General features: G+C 74.1%; 12 protein-coding genes. 2 read left to right on the top strand and 10 right to left on the bottom strand.

The genetic code is table 11. From position 1 onward, the window contains the following. Positions 1-21: 21 nt before the first annotated feature. Both AMK21_RS30640 and AMK21_RS30635 read right to left on the bottom strand, forming a co-directional pair. Complete coding sequence (locus AMK21_RS30640) at positions 22-903, bottom strand: SIS domain-containing protein (protein ID WP_073882419.1); 882 nt, start codon at positions 901-903, stop codon at positions 22-24. Between the two features lie 172 nt (positions 904-1,075). Then, complete coding sequence (locus AMK21_RS30635; RefSeq protein ID WP_199863312.1) at positions 1,076-3,286, bottom strand: HelD family protein; 2,211 nt, start codon at positions 3,284-3,286, stop codon at positions 1,076-1,078. Between the two features lie 306 nt (positions 3,287-3,592). Between AMK21_RS30635 and AMK21_RS30630 the strand changes: the two genes are divergently transcribed. After that, entirely contained in the window at positions 3,593-3,847 is a 255-nt protein-coding gene (locus AMK21_RS30630; RefSeq protein ID WP_073882417.1) for a hypothetical protein, read from the top strand. Between the two features lie 72 nt (positions 3,848-3,919). Here AMK21_RS30630 and AMK21_RS30625 read toward each other — a convergent pair whose 3' ends face one another. The 3 genes from AMK21_RS30625 to AMK21_RS30615 all read right to left on the bottom strand — a co-directional run bounded on the left by AMK21_RS30625 (position 3,920) and on the right by AMK21_RS30615 (position 6,209). After that, entirely contained in the window at positions 3,920-4,348 is a 429-nt protein-coding gene (locus AMK21_RS30625; protein ID WP_073882416.1) for a pyridoxamine 5'-phosphate oxidase family protein, read from the bottom strand. A gap of 65 nt (positions 4,349-4,413) precedes the next feature. After that, complete coding sequence (locus tag AMK21_RS30620) at positions 4,414-5,328, bottom strand: serine hydrolase (RefSeq protein ID WP_073882415.1); 915 nt, start codon at positions 5,326-5,328, stop codon at positions 4,414-4,416. Beyond that, entirely contained in the window at positions 5,325-6,209 is an 885-nt protein-coding gene (locus tag AMK21_RS30615; RefSeq protein WP_073882414.1) for a LysR family transcriptional regulator, read from the bottom strand. Before AMK21_RS30615 ends, AMK21_RS30620 begins: the two co-directional genes overlap by 4 nt. A 188-nt stretch (positions 6,210-6,397) precedes the next feature. Between AMK21_RS30615 and bla the strand changes: the two genes are divergently transcribed. Continuing rightward, positions 6,398-7,351, top strand: a complete 954-nt coding sequence (gene bla / locus AMK21_RS30610) for a class A beta-lactamase (RefSeq protein WP_107430014.1) — start codon at positions 6,398-6,400, stop codon at positions 7,349-7,351. On the opposite strand, the gene AMK21_RS30605 is transcribed toward bla, so the two are convergent. From AMK21_RS30605 to AMK21_RS30585, 5 genes are all read right to left on the bottom strand, one after another. Further along, the gene (locus AMK21_RS30605) at positions 7,348-9,258 is read right to left on the bottom strand and encodes a thiopeptide-type bacteriocin biosynthesis protein (RefSeq protein WP_234422083.1); all 1,911 of its coding nucleotides are present in this window, start codon (positions 9,256-9,258) and stop codon (positions 7,348-7,350) included. The genes bla and AMK21_RS30605 overlap by 4 nt on opposite strands. Next, complete coding sequence (locus AMK21_RS30600; RefSeq protein ID WP_073882413.1) at positions 9,140-11,056, bottom strand: TOMM precursor leader peptide-binding protein; 1,917 nt, start codon at positions 11,054-11,056, stop codon at positions 9,140-9,142. Before AMK21_RS30600 ends, AMK21_RS30605 begins: the two co-directional genes overlap by 119 nt. After that, positions 11,053-12,969, bottom strand: coding sequence for a hypothetical protein (locus AMK21_RS30595; RefSeq protein WP_073882412.1), 1,917 nt, complete (start codon positions 12,967-12,969; stop codon positions 11,053-11,055). The genes AMK21_RS30600 and AMK21_RS30595 overlap by 4 nt, the downstream gene beginning before the upstream one ends. After that, on the bottom strand, positions 12,966-15,698 hold the full coding sequence (locus AMK21_RS30590; RefSeq protein ID WP_234422082.1) for a lantibiotic dehydratase: 2,733 nt from the start codon (positions 15,696-15,698) through the stop codon (positions 12,966-12,968). The genes AMK21_RS30595 and AMK21_RS30590 overlap by 4 nt, the downstream gene beginning before the upstream one ends. A 166-nt stretch (positions 15,699-15,864) precedes the next feature. Further along, positions 15,865-16,041, bottom strand: coding sequence for a thiazolylpeptide-type bacteriocin (locus AMK21_RS30585; RefSeq protein WP_225994999.1), 177 nt, complete (start codon positions 16,039-16,041; stop codon positions 15,865-15,867). Between the last annotated feature and the right edge of the window lie 246 nt (positions 16,042-16,287).

Below are 16,287 nucleotides of genomic sequence, written 5' to 3'. Positions count from 1 at the left end.
CAACTCCGGAGTGAGGGGCCGTCAGGCCGTGCTGAGGATGACCGAGCGCGTCAGGTGGCGCGGGCGGTCCGGATCGAGGCCGCGGGCCTCCGCGATCGCCAGCGCGAGCCGCTGCACCCGGACAAGCTCGGCCAGCGGGTCGAGCCCGCCTGCCACCCACCGCGCGCCGGTCGCGTGGACCTCGTCGGACAGCCCGGCCGGTGCGTCACCGAGCATCCAGGTGGCGGTGGAACGGGTGGAGATGCTGATCGGGCCGTGCCGGTACTCCATCGCCGGATACGCCTCGCTCCAGGCCAGCGCCGCCTCACGCATCTTCAGCGCCCCCTCGTTGGCGAGCCCCACGCTCCAGCCCTGCCCGAGGAAGGTGAACTGGGTGCACTCCACCAGACCGGCCGGCAGCGGCTCGGCGAGCGCGACCTGGGCGTCCTCCACGACCGCGTCGGTGTGCAGGCCCAGATGGGCGCGGAGCAGGGTCAGCGCCGAGGTCGCGAACCGCGTCTGCACGACGGACCGCTCGTCGGCGAAGCCGAGGACCACTGTGTCGTCGGCCATCGTCGCCATGGGGGAGTCGGGATCCCCGATGATCACGCTCCGTCGCGTGCCCTGGGCCCGGGTGAGCAGGCCGAGGACTTCGGTCGTGGTGCCGGAGCGGCTCAGTGCCACGATCCGGTCGTAGCGGCGGCCGACGGGGAACTCCGATGCGGCGAAGGCGTCGGTCTCGCCCTGGCCACTGCCCTCCCGGAGGGCCGCGTAGGCCTGAGCCATGAAGTACGAGGTGCCGCAGCCGACGACGGCGATGCGCTCGCCGGTCGCGGGGAGCTGTCCCGCGAGTCCGGCGGCCATCCCCGCCGCCCGCCGCCAGCAGTCGGGCTGACTGGCCAGTTCCTGTGCCACATGCGTCATCTGGTCTCCCCATCCCCTATGCAATGCTCGAAGCTGCATATTAATCTCGTGTTTCGAGCATTATCAAGCAAAGACTGAGCGCGGAAGTGCGCGACAGGACACGGAAACGCCCCCCGGTGCGGACCGGGGGGCGTGAGGGACGGGAAGGGGAACGGGGAAGAGGCGGCAGTGATCAGCGCAGTGCCGAGGGAAGCGCCTCCCGGTGGATGACGCCCAGCCGCTGGGTGGCCCGGGTCAGCGCCACGTACAGGTCGCTCGTCCCGTACCGGGCGGGCTCCACGACCAGCACACGGTCGAACTCCAGCCCCTTGGCCTGCCGCGGGTCGAGCAGCACCACCGGGCGTGTCAGGTCGGGCTCGGCCCCTGCGGTGAGCTCCTCCAGCGGCGCGGCGATCTCCTCGTGCAGTGCGCGCGGAGCGATCACCGCGAGACGCCCCTCCTGGGGTGTCAGCTCCGCGACGGCCTTCGCCACGGCGCCCGCCAGGTCCTCACCGGCGTCCCGCACCCACGGTTCCTCGCCGGTGGACCGCACCGAACCGGGCGCCACGAAGGAGGGGTTCCGCTCCCGTACGACGCGGGCGGCCAGCTCCATGATCTCGGCGGGCGTACGGTAGTTGACCCCGAGCGTCACATGTTCGAAGCGGTCCCCGACGTACGGCTCAAGGATCCTCTCCCACGAACCGACGCCGGCCTCCTCGGAGGTCTGGGCCGGGTCGCCGACCAGGGTCAGCGAACGGGTCGGTGAGCGGCGCATCAGCAGGCGCCATGCCATCGGCGACAGCTCCTGCGCCTCGTCCACGATGATGTGCCCGAACGCCCAGGTGCGGTCTGCGGCGGCCCGCTCGGCGGCGCTGCGGTGGTCGATCTCCTCGTGCCGCTCGGCCATGCGCTCGGCGTCGATGATGTCGTGGGCGGCGAGGACCTCGGACTCCTCGTCCTCGAACTCGTACGTCTCCGACCCCCGCGAAAGCTCCAGCAGCCCCTGCGCGTAGGCGATCCGCTCCTGCCGCTCGGCCTCCGCGGCGGCCCGCACGGCGCTGTCGTCGGCCCCGAGCAGCTCGGCCGCCTCGTCGAGCAGGGGCACGTCCGCCGGGGTCCACGCCCCGCTGCCGGGCGCCCGCCGCAGGGCGTCGGCGTCCGCGTCGCCCACGTACACGGGCTCGGCCAGGTATCCGGCGAGGAAATCCTCCGGGGCGAGCTCGGGCCACAGCGACTCGATGGCCTCGTGGACCTCCCCGCTCATCGCGACGGCCTTGCCGAGCTGCGCGATGTCGTCCGGCCCGAGGAAGTTGGGCCCGCCGTACGGGTCGGCGCCGATGCGCTCGGTGAGCTGCGCGGTGAGGGCGTCGATGATCCGGAACGCGAAGTGCGGGCGCGCGAGGTTGTGCGGCAGCAGGGTGTCCCGGGCCGCCTGCCGGGCCTCGTACGCGATCTCCCAGTCCAGGACAAGGTCCCCGTCGTCGTGCGGGATGACCAACGGTGCACCGGGCTCGGGCAGTTGCTGCCGGTCGCGTACGGCGAGGGCGAGCGCCTCCGCCATCTGCGCGCCGCCCTTGACGGCAGCCGTGCGGGGCGTGTCCGTGCCGGTGGCATGGACGCCGGGGAAGAGTTCGGCCTGCGTGGCGAGCAGGACGCCGGTCTCACCGAGAGCGGGCAGCACCTCCGCGATGTACCGCAGGAAGGCCGGGTTGGGCCCCACGATCAGCACGGCGCGCTTGGCCAGCACCTCGCGGTGCTCGTACAGCAGGAAGGCGGCCCGGTGCAGCGCGACCGCCGTCTTGCCGGTGCCGGGCCCGCCCTCGACGACGAGGACACCGCGGTGCGGGGCACGGATGATGCGGTCCTGCTCCGCCTGGATGGTCCGCACGATGTCACCCATACGGCCGGTGCGGGCGGAATTGAGCGCGGACAGCAGAACGGCGTCGCCGTTGCGGTCCTCGAAACCCGTGCGGTCGTCGTCCCCGAGGTCCAGGATCTCGTCATGGAGCTCGGTGACCGTACGCCCCTCGGACGTGATGTGCCGACGCCGCCGCAGCCCCATCGGCACGTGCCCGGTGGCCAGATAGAAAGGCCGGGCGACCGGTGCTCGCCAGTCGATCAGAAGAGGCGTGCGCTCGGTGTCGTCCTCACGGATCCCGATGCGCCCGATATGGTGCGCGGCGCCGTCGGAAAGATCGATGCGCCCGAAACACAGTGAGCCGTCCACCGCGTTGAGCGCGGCGAGAAGCCCCGACCGCTCCGTGACCAGCACATCACGTTCGAGCTTGGCCTGCAGTCCGGTCCCGACCGGCGTCAGCGCCTCCTCGACGTGCCGGACCGTGGCCCCGCGCAGCTCGTCGACGCGCGTATGAACGCGGTCGACGAATTCCTGCTCTTCCCGCAATTCGACGGCTTCCCGGTTTGACAAAACGGCTCCCTGGCGGATATGGTTCTTCTTATAAGGCCTCCGTGTGGGGCCTTTCTGCATGAGCACAGAAGAATCAAATATACGAGGGAAAATCCCTGGTACGCAATTGCGGACCGGGGATTTTTCCGTGGCGAGGAGGCCCGCTCGGTGCCGGGAGGGGGAGTGCGGCCGTCCAGGTGTATTGCCCATGGCATGTGCGTGTCCGCCCTGTCGCCGCGACCCTCCTGCGTAATGGTTTGGGCTCCGCACCATCCGTTACGCAGTTGCTGAAAGGGAGCACCCATGCTTCGTCGTATCGCCGTCACTCTTGCGACCGTCGCCGCGGCCGGCCTCATGGCGGCCACGCCCGCCGTTGCCGACGAGAGGGAGGGTGGCAAGGCCGGTGCCGGCTACGGGGCCGTCGAAGGGCACCGCGGGACCGCCGAGTACACCAACCTCGGTGGCCCGTACGGGATCACCCACGCCACGGAGAGCCGGGAGCACATCGCGGCCGAGCACGGTTACTTCTACGCCCAGTACCTGCAGGGCCGCCGCTGATCATCCGGCACGGACAGGGCCCGCCCCCCGAGGGGGGCGGGCCCTGTCCGTGCCGCCGGGCCCGCCGACGGCTCAGAACCCGCCGAGGTCCGCACTCAGCCAGCGCTGGGGCCGCATGTGGATGACCACCTGCTCGCCGTGTTCCCTCCAGGCGGAGTCGACGTAGCCGTCGACCTTCTCCGCGGGCAGATAGCGGGACGAGAGCTCCACCAGTTGCTCACGTTCGGCGGGGAGCGTCGCGACGACGGGGCCCTCGACGGACACATAGCGGACGGTCGGTTCTACCCGGTCGGCCATCAGGGAGAACCGGCCCGCCCCGGCGATCAGCCGGCCCTTGCGGGAGTCGCGCCCCGTCATGATCCAGATGTCGCCGCCGGGTGCGTACTGGTACCAGATGGGCACGGTGAGCGGGGCGCGCCCCTCCTCCGCCGCGTCCACGGCCAGCGCGGCGATATGCGGTTCGGCCAGGAACTGTTCACGCTCGCCACGGGTCAGGGCCACAGGTGCCTCCTCCATCGTGCAAATGTCCTGCGCCCAGGATGCGGCCCGCCACCCCCAGCGGCCGGTCAGACACCCTGGCCCGCGCGGAGATCCTCCACCGCGGCCCTGGCCACCGCGCCGATCACGGCGTCCGCTCGCGGGAGCTTCCGGTCGGCGCGGGCGGCCTGGGTGAAGACCACGGCCGTGTAGACGCTGCCGTCCCCCAGTTCCACCACCCCCGCCTCGTGGCGCATCGAGCCGAACGTGCCGGTCTTGCCGTAGACGGTCACCTCGTCGTACGGGAATCCGGAGGCCAGGCGGTGCGTCCACGGCTGGGTGAGCATCGCCGCGCGCATGAAGGAGCAGCCCTCGGGGGACGCGGCCTCGTCCGTCCAGATGGCACGGAGCAGCCGCGCGGTCTCGGCCGGTGTGGAGGACGCCTTGTAGGCGGGGTCGTATACGTCCGGTGGTACGACGGTGTCGTTGTCCGCGACATGGGCCATGGCCGCGTCCAGGGACCCGGCGCCCGTATCGGCGAGCAGCCGGTCGAACGTACCGACGACCCCTCCGTGGATCCGGGTGTGCGGCAGACCGAGATCGGCGCACACCGCGTCGACGGCCTCGGCGCCGACCGTACGCAGCACGGCGTGGGCCGCCGTGTTGTCGGAGACGCTCATCATCTGCACCACCAGGTCACGCAGCGACATCGTGACCGGGTCGCGCAGGATGGACAGGCCCGTGGGGCCGGGAACCCGGTCGGCGGCCTCCAGGGTGAGCCGGCGGCGTGGGTCGACCCGCCCCGCGTCGGCCAGCCTGCAGAAGGCTGCCATGAGCGCGACCTTGTAGACAGAGCCCATCGGCACCTGCTCGTCCGGGTCGACGACCACGCGGGCCGAGGGGCGGTCCAGTTCCGCCACATGCAGCCAGCCCCGGACGCCGGCGTCGTCGAACAGGGAGCGGATGGTCCGCTCCACCCCGCCGCCGCGCCGGGGGCCCTTCACCGTGCCGCCCTACGGGCGAGGACGTCCTCCAGCAGCTGAGCCGTCCCGGCCGGATCCCCGGAACCGGAACGCCGGGGGTTCCAGACCACCCGCAGCCGCAGGGGGAGCGGAGGGTCCGTCGCCCGCCGCCGCTCGACCCGGGAGGCCGTCAGCGCTTCGTCCGCTGTGACCAGGACGGCCTGGCCCGCCGCCACCAGCGCCAGCCCGGCCCGCTCGTCGGTGACCACCACCGTCTCCACCCGGCGGCCCCGGCTCGCCAGCGTGTCGACGAACAGGTCATGGGCGGCGGGCGCCTCGCCCCGGGGGCGTACCGCGACGGGCAGCCGCCGTGGCGACGCACCCGCAGGCGTACCACCGGACTCCGCCGGACGGGCCGGGGCGAGGATCCAGGTCGGCAGCAGGATCACCTGCCCGGCGGCGAGGCCGTGCAGGACGGAGGGGTGCCGGACCACGGCGAGGTCGAGGCGACCCGACGCGACATCGGAGAGCAGGGTCGCGGTGGGAGCCGTCACCGTGCTGATGCGGGCCCGGTCACCCGCCCGGACCGGGGCCGCCGCCACATCGGCCGCCAGCGGCGCCGGCACCTCGGGGGCCAGCCCCAGCCGCAGACGGCGGCCGTCCGCGTGTTCACGGGCACCGGTCTCACGGAGCTCCGCCAGGGCGGCCAGAGCTCTGCGGGCGTGCGGCAGCAGCAGGGTGCCCTCCTCGGTGAGGAACACCCCGCGCTCCCGCTCGAACAGTCGGACACCGAGCAGCGCCTCCAGCCGGCGCAGTCCTTGGGAGAGAGGCGGCTGCGTGATCCCGACCCGTTGGGCGGCGGCACCGAAATGCTCCTCCTCCGCCAACGCGACGAAGATTTCCAGGTGCCGTTCCGTCAGCACTCCATCTCCCTGGCATGCGGCGATATGGCGGGTGAATCACTCTGATGCCGAGATCGTATTCGACATGCGGACCGACCGCGGGTTTGACTCCGCTGAGGCCGACGACGCGGCCCGCACCTCGCGCCGGAGCCCGGCCGCGACCGGGCGGCCGCGCTTCACGACCACCGCCGAGAGAGAGGTCTTCCGCCGTGCCCTCCCGTACGCACGCCCATGTCTCACGCCGTTCCGCACTCGCCGCGCTGGCCGGTGCCGCCCTGCTCCCGCTCACCGGCTGTTCGACGGCCGGACCGGACACCGCCACCGACGGGAGGAGCGGACCGAGCCCTTCCGGCCCCGGCCCTGCGGCCTCGGCCCTGCCCCGTACGGACCGCGCCTTCGCCGAACTGGAGCGGACGTTCGACGCCCGGCTGGGCGTGTACGCGGTCGACACGGTCGACGGACGGACCATCACCCACCGCCCCGACGAACGGTTCGCCTACGCCTCCACCTGCAAGGCCCTCCTCGCCGGGGCCGTACTGGCGAAGAAGACCCTCCCGCAGATGGAGCGCCTCGTCCGCTACGGCAGAAGGGACCTCGTCAGCTATTCGCCCATCGCCGAACAGCACGTCGCCACCGGCATGACGCTGCGGGCACTGTGCGACGCGGCCGTCCGGTACAGCGACAACGCCGCCGCCAACCTCCTCTTCCGCGAACTGGGCGGCCCCCGGGGCCTCCAGGACGCCCTGCGCGGGCTCGGGGACCGCGTCACCCGCTGCGACCGCTACGAAGTCGCCCTCAGCGACGCGACCCCCGGCGACCCCCGGGACACCAGCACACCCCGCGCCCTGGCCACCGATCTGCGGGCGTACGTCCTCGGGTCCGCCCTCCCCGCCGAGAAGCGGGCCGTGCTCACCGACTGGCTGAAGCGCAACACCACCGGCGACCACACCATCCGCGCGGGCACGCCCCGCGGCTGGGAGGTCGGCGACAAGACCGGCACAGGCGGCTACGGGACCCGCAACGACATCGCCATCGTGTGGCCCCCGGGCGGCGCCGCCCCGATCGCCCTCGCCGTTCTCTCCCGGCGCGACACCAAGGACGCCGAACCCCAGGACGCCCTGATCGCCGGGGCCGCGAAGGTCGCCCTCGGCGCCTTCGCCTAGCCGCCGGGGCGCGGATCCTCCGTCACCGGTACGGCCGGGTGGCGGCCGACCGGCAGGACGTACTGGAGCGGCTGGTCCAGGTCGTCGAGGCCGAAGACCTCATGCGCCAGATCGTCCCGGAACCCGCCGAGCGGCGTCGTGCCCAGTCGCAGCGCGGTGGCGGTCAGGAGGAGCGACTGCGCCAGGTGGCCCGCCTCCAGGAGCCCCAGCCGCAGCGCGCGCAGACCGTAACGCTCCCTGAGCCGCCCCAGGTCGACGTAGAGGCCCAGGACCACCGGGAGCGCGTCGGGAACGATGCCGTCGGGGTCGTCGTCGGCGCGCGCGAGGTACGAGGACAACGACCTGACGTCGTCCAGGGCGGGCGCCGGGCCGATGTACCGCAGCGCCCGGCGGTCCGGCAGGCACTGGTAGGTGCCCGGTGCCAGCCCTTGGACGTCCAGCGCGATCAGCCGGAGGCCGGCGGTGTAGAGGGCGCCCGCGCTCGGATACGGCCGGTGGCGCATGAGCCGTTCACCGCCGTCGGCGAACCGGTGCACCGACTCGTGCCCGGACGCGTGCGCGCCCCACAGCAGCGTGCCGAGCGACGCCGCGTCCAGCGGCCCCGTCAGCGCACCCCGCCGGGAGACACGGTTGTTCATCACGGTCCGCAGCTCCGTTTCCGGAAACGGGCCCGCGGGGAGCGGGAGTTCGGCGCCGCGCGAGGAGCCGGGCGGCGAGCCGGACGCTACGGCCGGGAGGGCCGGGACGTCACGCGGCGCCGAGTCCTGCTCCCGCCCGAGGTGGAACTTGCTCCGCTCCAGGTACTGCCGGTCGGGCGAGGTGTGGTCGTCCGGGAAGTACGAGGCCGCCTCACCCCGGTCCAGCAGTGTGCGTGCGGCCAGGCTGCACACCGCCCGCTCCTCGTCGGGGGCCAGGCCCAGCCGGTTGAAGAGCATGTGCAGCTGGGACGCCCAGACATACGGGCGTCCCAGCTGCGGGGAAGCGGAGCGCAGCGCTTCGTCGGCCTGGCGGACACCCTCGTACCAGTCGGCCGGCGCGCCGGGGGCCGTGCCCTCCTCCAGCGCCTGCCGCAGGGCCCGCGCCCGGCCCGCCAGAACGTCGCGTTGCAGGGCGTAGACGCTGTTGACCTTGGCGTGGACGTGCCGGGGGCCGAGCAGGGGGACGTCCCTCGCCCACCGCCAGCTAGCCGCGTGCCGTCGCAGCCACTGCGCCGCCGCAAGCCGGTCCATGCCGCAGGCGAGAGCGGTGGCATGCGCGAGATCGATGGCCAGGGCGAGCCGGGCACTGCCGCGCGGGGCGTCCCGGACGGCCCGCACGGCCACCCGGCTCGACAGGACGAACGCCTCTTCCGCCACCGGCAGCGCCTCGGGCCCTCCGTAGCGCTCCGTCTCGGGGACGTACGGCACCGAGCGGACCTCGGCGTGCTCAGCCTGCCCGCCCACGGCCTGTCCGCGTAAGGGATCGGCGACCGGCAGCCGCTCGGCCCGGCGCGCGAGAACCTTCGGCAGCAACCCGGCCCGCGCCTGCGACGCCCCGCGCACCCGGAGGCGCAGATGGTGCCCGCCCTTGTCGTAGCGGATGAAGAACCAGCCGGTGGCCCCGCCTCGGCGACGAGCCCGTCGAGGAGCGGGGCCACGTCCCCGGTGAGGAAGGCGTCGACGTCCTCGGGGGCCGACCGCAGGAAGCAGTGGAGGCTGAACCAGGTGTCCGGGGGTCCGTCGGTCACGGGATGGCTTCCTGTTCCGGTGTTCTGATCGGCGGGCGTACGGCGGAGCGGCGCGGGGCGCCTCACGGGAACGGATGCGGATGCAGCACGAGTTCGTCGTGCCGCGCCCTGCGCTCCACGCGCCCCAGCCGGAACGGCACGTCCAGCAGCCGGTCGAGCCCGAGCGTGCGCCGGTTGACATGACCGAACGTCATCGGCAGCGAGCCCGGGACCACGACCTTCGCCGTGTGCAGCCCGAGCCGGTCGCGCACCACGGACTCGCTCAGCGGTACGGCGACGACCTCCAGACCGAGCCCGGCCAGCCGGGTCACGATCTGCTCCAGCAGGGCGGTGACATCCGGTGGGGGGTGCGGTGCCGACGCGGCGGGCCAGATGTCCCGCCAGTCCGTCTCCGGGCCGTCCGGGTCGAGGAAGTCCAGCCGTGAGCGGGCCTCGGGAAGGGTGTTGACGGCCACGTGGTCCGCGAGCGTCGTGACCAGCTCGGGCCGCTCCAGCATCGGGAGCAGCCGCCGCCGGTCGAACGTCCCCGGTTCGGCCCGGTGCCGGTGGACGGCGTTGACCACATTGGTCACCACCTCGGCGAGCGCGGAGCGGATCGCGGTAAGCGGATGGTGATGGCTCCCCGCGGCGACGAACGCACCGGGCGCCGTCACCGGTTCGCCCCGGTGCAGGGCGACCGCGACGACGGCGGGCACCTGGAAGTCGTTCGTCGCGTCGAACAGCGCCACCCGGTAGCCGGCGAGGGCCGCACGGTCCACGAGGTGCGCCGCCTCCGCATCCTCGGCCGGCACGGTGATCCGGCGCAGCGGGGTGCGCGCGTACCACGCCATCAGGAACGCGTCCCGCTCGGCGACCTCGAACAGCCCGTAGAGCGCCGCCTCCGCCGGGCTGTTGCCCAGCCCACACCCGTTGGAGCACTCGTAAACCACCCGGGGCCGGCCCGGGCTCGCGTCCCAGTAGGCGACGTGCTCGGGTACCGCCGTCGTCCGGTCGTGGGTCAGGGACCAGCCGTGCACCCAGTCCAGTTCCAGGTCCGGCGTGTACGGCACGGTCGCCGAGGCGCGGTGACCGTGGTGGGCGGGGTCGGGCAGTCCGAGCCGCACCGGGTCCACCGCCCGTTCGGGGCCGAGTTCGGCGTACGGGGCGCGCAGGACGGTCCGGTGACCGGTGGGGCTCATCGACGCCAGGCGTTCCGCCCCCTCGAACAGGGCGATGCGCTCGCTGCTCGCGAAGTCGGTGCCCCGCCCGTAGCCGCCGTCGCGCAGATGACGGCCATAGGTCACATACGCGCTGGTCAGGCTGTACACGGACTCCTCGGTGCGTAGGATCTGGTGGACCGGGCCGAACCGCTCGTCGAACAGCACCTCCCGCAGACCCGTCACGTCCGTAAGGGAGTTGGGCTCGCGCAGCGACACCGGGTCGCCGGGGGGCCTCGGGGCGCGGCGCGCGGCCGGGCCGAAGGCCGCCTCGGCGGCCTCGGCACCGTCGGGCGGCAGCGGCAGGCAGACCGCGCACCCACCGACGGGCTCGAAGCGGTGGGTCGACCAGGTGCCCCGGCCGTTGTGGACGACATGGACGACCGCCCCGTCGCTCTCCTGGAGAGAGGTGGCCAACACACCGACGGCATCCACGAAGGCGGGCGACGGCCGGCCCTCCAGCCGCAGTCCGGGGCTGTGCCACGGCACCCGGCCGCCGATCGTCGCCAGCCGCCGGTACTCGCCGCACGACAGACACCCCCGTGCGCCGGGCCGCAGGACCGGCCCCACCACCGTCAGCGCCCCGTCGCCCCGCACGGGGACGAGCGTCACCGGATGGAGCAGCGCGTGCCGGGACAGCTCCTTGGCCGTCCCCAGGCTCCAGGCGTCCAGGACGACGACGGCGCTGCCCTCGGTGAGCCGCAGGGCGCCCGCCGCATCGAGCACGGCGGCGGCGGGTATCTCCTCGGCCAGGGCGTGCCGGAGCGGGTCTGCGGCGGTCACCGGGATCCTTCCGTGAGGGTGGGGAGCGTGCCGTGCCCGGGCAGTGCGGACAGCACGGAGAAGCCGCACTGCCGCAGCGCCGACCACAGGGCGTGTACGTCGGCGTGCGCGTCGGCCGGCGGCTCCCACGGCTGCGGGTACCACCCGGTCAGCGCGGTCAGGGCCTCCTGGAGTCCCGGTTCGCGGGCGGCCGACTCCGCCAGCCATGCCGTCGTCCACCCCGCGTCCTCCCAGGGGGCCGTCGCCTCCGGCCGGGCGAGCGAGGCCGACGCACCGCTGGGTGTCACCAGATGCCGGGCATCAGGGGCGTCGGCGGCCGCCTGGACCCTGACCACGGCGGAGAGCGCGGCGAAGGCGACGGCCTCGTCCGCCGACGCCTCGACGGCCGTGCCGAGCACGCCGGACGCGCCGCCCGCCGTCGTACGGCCCCGGACATGGGCGTGGAACACGGCCCCGCCGCGGCCCGTGCGGAGGTGCGACACCGCGACATCCGCGTCGACCCCGAGCCGCCGGACCAGGACGGACCACCAGTGCAGCGCCTGCGGATGGCGTCCGGGCTCCGGGCTCCAGGGCACGGACGCGGTACGGCCACCGAGCCCGCTGAACGGAGCTGCGGTGCCGCCGGAGCGTGCCCCCTGCTGCCGTGCCGAACCAGCCCGCCGCAGCGCGCGCCCGCGCGCGTGCACGGCGCCCGCGCCCACCACCGGGCCCCCCTCCCCCTCCAGGCCCGATTCGCCCTTCCCCAGAAGGAGTTCGGCCGCTTCGCAGACCGCCTCCAGCCGGGCCAGATCCGCCCGGGCGGAACCGGACACCAGAACCTCGCCCCCCACCGAGGAGCGGACCGACGCCGCCGGGAGCTGCGGCAGCGCCCCGGGGTCCGGCTCATCCAGGACACCGGACAGGCGGTCGGTGAGCACCGGGATACGGGCCAGGGCCTCGGCCAGCGTACGTACGTCAGCACGCGTGCGGACCCGGTCGGCGTCCACGAGCACGGGGCCCGCCCAGGTGCGGTACTCACCCCGCAACGGCTCCCGCTCCGCGACCAGGGCCGCCGGCAGCCCGGGGACCAGCCGGGCATCGCCCGCCTCGGCCGACGGGTCGCGGAGCCCGGCCACCGCGCACACCAGCCGCTGCGCCGCCGAGGAGGCCAGGAGGGCGGGCAGACCCGGATGCTCGGCCCCGCCGGGAACCTCCCGTCGGCGCAACCTGTGCGCCAGCCCGTCGGCGTCGGCCCGTGCCTGCCTGGCGCTGCCCACGGGGGTGACGAACCCGATGCCCGGGCGCAGGCCGACGACCACCGCCCGGTCCCGCGCGTCCTGTTCCGCCGCGAGGGGCGAGGGTTCGCCCGGCCCGGCGGCGACGAGCAGGACCTGCCCGTCCGGCTGGTCCGCCGTCTCCACGGTCACCGCCCGGACTCCGACCCGGTCCAGCGCCCGCGCGGCGGCGCGGGCGAGCGGACCGTCCGGACGCGCGGTGAGGACCCGCGCCCGGCTGCGGATGAGGGCGCCCGCGGCTTCCGCCGGCCGGTCGGCGACCGCCCCGAGCCACTGTCCGGTCGCGTCGCCCTTCTCCCCGGCCGGGCGCTCGACCAGGAGATCGTGGTCGTGCAGTTGGCCGATCACCGTGACCAGGGCGGCCCGCAGCGGCGAACCCGACAAGGCCGCCCGCGCCAGCTCCGCACCCCCGTCGCCCGCGAGCGCCTCCGCCAGGCGGCCCCACAGGACCGGCAGCCCGGCGCCGCCCTCCAGCGTGACGCTGGTGATCCAGCCCCGCAGGTGTACGCCGTGGGGGAGGACGGTCACCGAGACCCCCGGGCGTAACATCCACCGCCCCAGCAAATCCAGCGCGTCCGGCGTGGCCGGCTCGCCTTCCTGGGAGGTGGCCGTGCTCTGCGCCGTCTGATCGACGGTCATCGGTCGTCCCTTCGGTTCGCCCGCCCGGCAGCCGCAGGGGCGCCGGCATCACCGGCACCGGCCCCGGGCGGCCCGGCACGGTAGGTCTCCACCACCAGCTCCACCGCCGCGTGCGCCGCGCCCCGGGCCGGTGCGGGCAGCGCCTCCTCCAGGACCGCCCCGCCGGGGTGGCGGGCCAGCCACTTGCCCAGGCAGCGCAGATGCAGCGCGTCCCCGAGATCGACGTACTGAGGCCGAGGACGGTCGAGCGCGCTCAGGAGGTCCTCGTCCACCCGCCCGCCCCGGGCCGGAGGCGCGGCATGCAGATAGAGCTGATCGGGTACGCCGAGCAGAGCCCGCCAGCGCGCCACCGTCCCCACCGGCACCTCACCCTCAGCCGCGAGCTCCGCGAGCAGCACCGCCACCGTGGGCCCCGCCAGCTCCCACCGGCGTCGGCGCAGCACGAGGTGGCGGTGGCGCAGGCGCGGGGTACGTACCAGGTCTCCGCCCGGCACGGCGGTGAGGTGGCGGGGGATGAGGGCGCCGAAATCGGTGATGCCGTGCGGATGGTCCATCAGCAGGGGTGCGAGCCTCGGCTGCAGCAGGAGCGGGGCGAACACCCCCGCGTAGAGCACATCGGCCCACGCGCCGGTGGCCTTGACCCGGACGCGTACCTCATCACCGCGCGGGTCGTGGACGAGTTCGACGTCGTCCATGCCGAGGGAGGCGTACGAGCGGTCCGGTCCGATCTCCTCCGGTACGAACCGGGGATGCAGGTTGGCGTTGAAGCCGCTGACCGGGCGCACCTGAGCCACCGTGGCGCCGGGGCCGAACGTGCCGGACACGGCGGTGGCCGCCACCCGAGCGGCCCCGGGGTCCAGTGAGTCGAGGAACCTGCTGCTGAACCGCCCCCACCCCCCGTACACGTGGTTCACGCACAGCACGCCGCCGGGCGCCTGCTGGACGAACCCGGTGTACGAGACCGGGCGCCGGGTCGCCCACGACGGCATCCGGGAGCCGAGTCCGGCCACCAGGCCGACCGGCAGGACGACGTCGTCACCGGGCCCGCCGCCGCTGCCGCTGTGTGCCCGGTGCGCGGCCTCCACCAGATCGGCCCGGAGCGCGGCGAGTTGCCGGACGCCGCCGGCGGCGGTGGACCCGTCGCAGTCCGTGCCGGGAGCGCTCCCGGCGGCGGCCCGCGAGGCCCGCTGCCACGCCTCGTCGGCGTCGGCGCCGAAGTCCCACACGTGCGGGCAGACCCCGCCGGGCCCGTACCGGGCGACGAAACTGTCCCGTACCTGCCGGCGCACCTCCGGACCCAGGTCGAACACCTCGGCCAGGGAGGCCAGTTCGCCCAGTGCCCGGTGGTCCGCGGCGCCGAGGAAGCCGTCCAGCCGGACCCGCTGCCGCATGACGATGTCCTCGCTGAGGACGGTGAGGCGGGCGGGGCCGGGGTCCACCGGGTGGCCCACGTCGGCGAGGAGTGTCACCCAGCGGTCCCTGAGGGCGGCGAGCAGGGCGGCGCGGCGGCCGGGTTCCGCAGTGCCGAACTCACCGGTCGCCGCGGAGAGGCCGTCGATGCGGAGGGCCAGCTCGCGGTCGTGCGGTGCGCCGGCGTCCCGTAACCAGCCGGCCAGCCGGGGGAGGGGATCGGGGTCCTGAGGGGCGTAGGGCTCCACCGGGACGAGCAGCCCCGCGTCGCGGACCTGCCGGAGGAAGGCGGTCGCTGCCGCGATCTGCCGAGGTTCGGCGGGCCCTCCCCCCGTGAGCATCTCGGCCAGCGCGTCGAGCGTCGCCGGGGGGTCGCACAGCGCGGCGAGCCGCCGGAGTGGTTCCGCCGCGCCGAGGGTGACCTCGTCGTCCTCCACCGCGAGGAAGCGCGCGGCGGTGAAGGCCGTACGGGAGCGGGCGAAGGCGACCCGCCCGTCGGAGTCGCGCAGGCTGCTGCACATGCGGTGCGGCAGGGTCGAGCGGCGGCGTGGGTCCGCCGCCAGTGCCGCGAACAGGGTGTCCACCAGCGTCCGGTTGGCGCGGACCACAGCGCGGGACGAACCGACCGGCAGATCCGCCCCGTTCCAGGCGGCACCCTCCCGGTCCGCGGCCGACGGGGTCGGCAGCACCCCCCAGCCGACCGCCGCGAACGCGGACAGCGGGGTCGTGCGGGCGACCGCCCGCGCCGCGTGCCGCAGCACCCCCGCCTCCTCCTTCCGCGCCCTGCGGTCCGCCGGCTCGTGCCCGGCCCGCAGCACCGCCCGCAGCAGGTCGGCGCTGGTGAACGACGCGGCGCGGAGGAACGAGGGCTCCCGGCACAACCCGGCGAGCACCGACCGCCCGGCGGCGAGGGCGGGGTCCGTACCGGACCGGAGGACCGTGAGCACGTCCTCCCTGAGCCCGCGTGCGTCGAGCCAGGCGCGCAGTTCGGGCACCCGGGCGGCCAGGCCGTCGAGACGGCGGAGGAGGGCGGGCCGCGGTTCGCGCCCGTTGTGCACGGCGCGCCGGAGCGGAAGCACCACCTCGCGGTGGAAGTCCTCCGTATGGTCCGCCCGGCTCGCGTACAGCGCGTCACCGAGCGCGGGGGCCAGGGCCGTGAGCCGGCCCTCCAGCACCACCAGTTCGGCCAGAGCGGCCCGGAAGGCGGCAGCGGGAGCGGGCTCGGCGGGCAGGCTCAGCAGGGTCGTACGGACCAGCGCGCCGGGGGCGATCCGGGGGAGCGGGACCGTGTGCCCCTCATGAGCTGGGGCCACGGGCATCTGGAGTTCCGGTACGGACGGTTTCACATCGTTCCAGTCGGCTGGGCGGTGGAGAGGGCCCGGCGGGTGGTTCGGACGCGCCGGTTTCGCACGCGAGCGGGCCTCCGCGGCACCGCGCCGCGGAACGGGGCCGGGCGGTGCCGCGGAAGCCCTCACGGTTCCTGTGTCACGCGGTGTCGAGCTGCAGCGGCGGCTGCACGCTGCAACCGCTGCAGCCCTGACACGAGGTCGAGGAGGAGGACGACAGCGAGTACGTGGACTCGCCGATCCCCGCCGTGTCGCGCATCGCGGTGACGGTGATCTCACCGAGGTCCAGCGCGTCGAGATCGAATGAGGTGGCCATCTCGGGAAGTGACATATGTGCTCCGGGAGTTGTGAGAGCGGGAACGGTGCTGATGTGCACCGGTTCGGCAGCGTAGGTCGGAGCGCGGCGCCCGGAGCAGCACCGTATTCAGCCAACGGGCCGGCAGAGAAATGTCTCAAAGGCGCGATTACCGGCTGATGGACGTGCGTAGACCGCAGGGGCGTGGCGCCACACGTTTGCTTCCGGGAAACGGTGGGGGTGCGGACCGGCGAATCTGCCGGGATT

The organism is Streptomyces sp. CB00316 (genome assembly GCF_001905595.1).
Taxonomy (GTDB): domain Bacteria; phylum Actinomycetota; class Actinomycetes; order Streptomycetales; family Streptomycetaceae; genus Streptomyces.
Note: the sequence above shows the minus strand (reverse complement) of the source record. Positions and strands in the feature narration are given on the sequence as shown.

What these genes read in the sequence shown, in the direction of transcription:
- AMK21_RS30605 (WP_234422083.1), bottom strand. Translation starts at nt 9,258, where the DNA reads ATGTCAACCGGCGCACGCTCGGGCTCGACCGGCTGCTGGACGTGCCGT.
- AMK21_RS30640 (WP_073882419.1), bottom strand. Translation starts at nt 903, where the DNA reads ATGACGCATGTGGCACAGGAACTGGCCAGTCAGCCCGACTGCTGGCGG.
- AMK21_RS30590 (WP_234422082.1), bottom strand. Translation starts at nt 15,698, where the DNA reads ATGCCCGTGGCCCCAGCTCATGAGGGGCACACGGTCCCGCTCCCCCGG.
- AMK21_RS30630 (WP_073882417.1), top strand. Translation starts at nt 3,593, where the DNA reads ATGCTTCGTCGTATCGCCGTCACTCTTGCGACCGTCGCCGCGGCCGGC.
- AMK21_RS30585 (WP_225994999.1), bottom strand. Translation starts at nt 16,041, where the DNA reads ATGGCCACCTCATTCGATCTCGACGCGCTGGACCTCGGTGAGATCACC.
- AMK21_RS30595 (WP_073882412.1), bottom strand. Translation starts at nt 12,969, where the DNA reads ATGACCGTCGATCAGACGGCGCAGAGCACGGCCACCTCCCAGGAAGGC.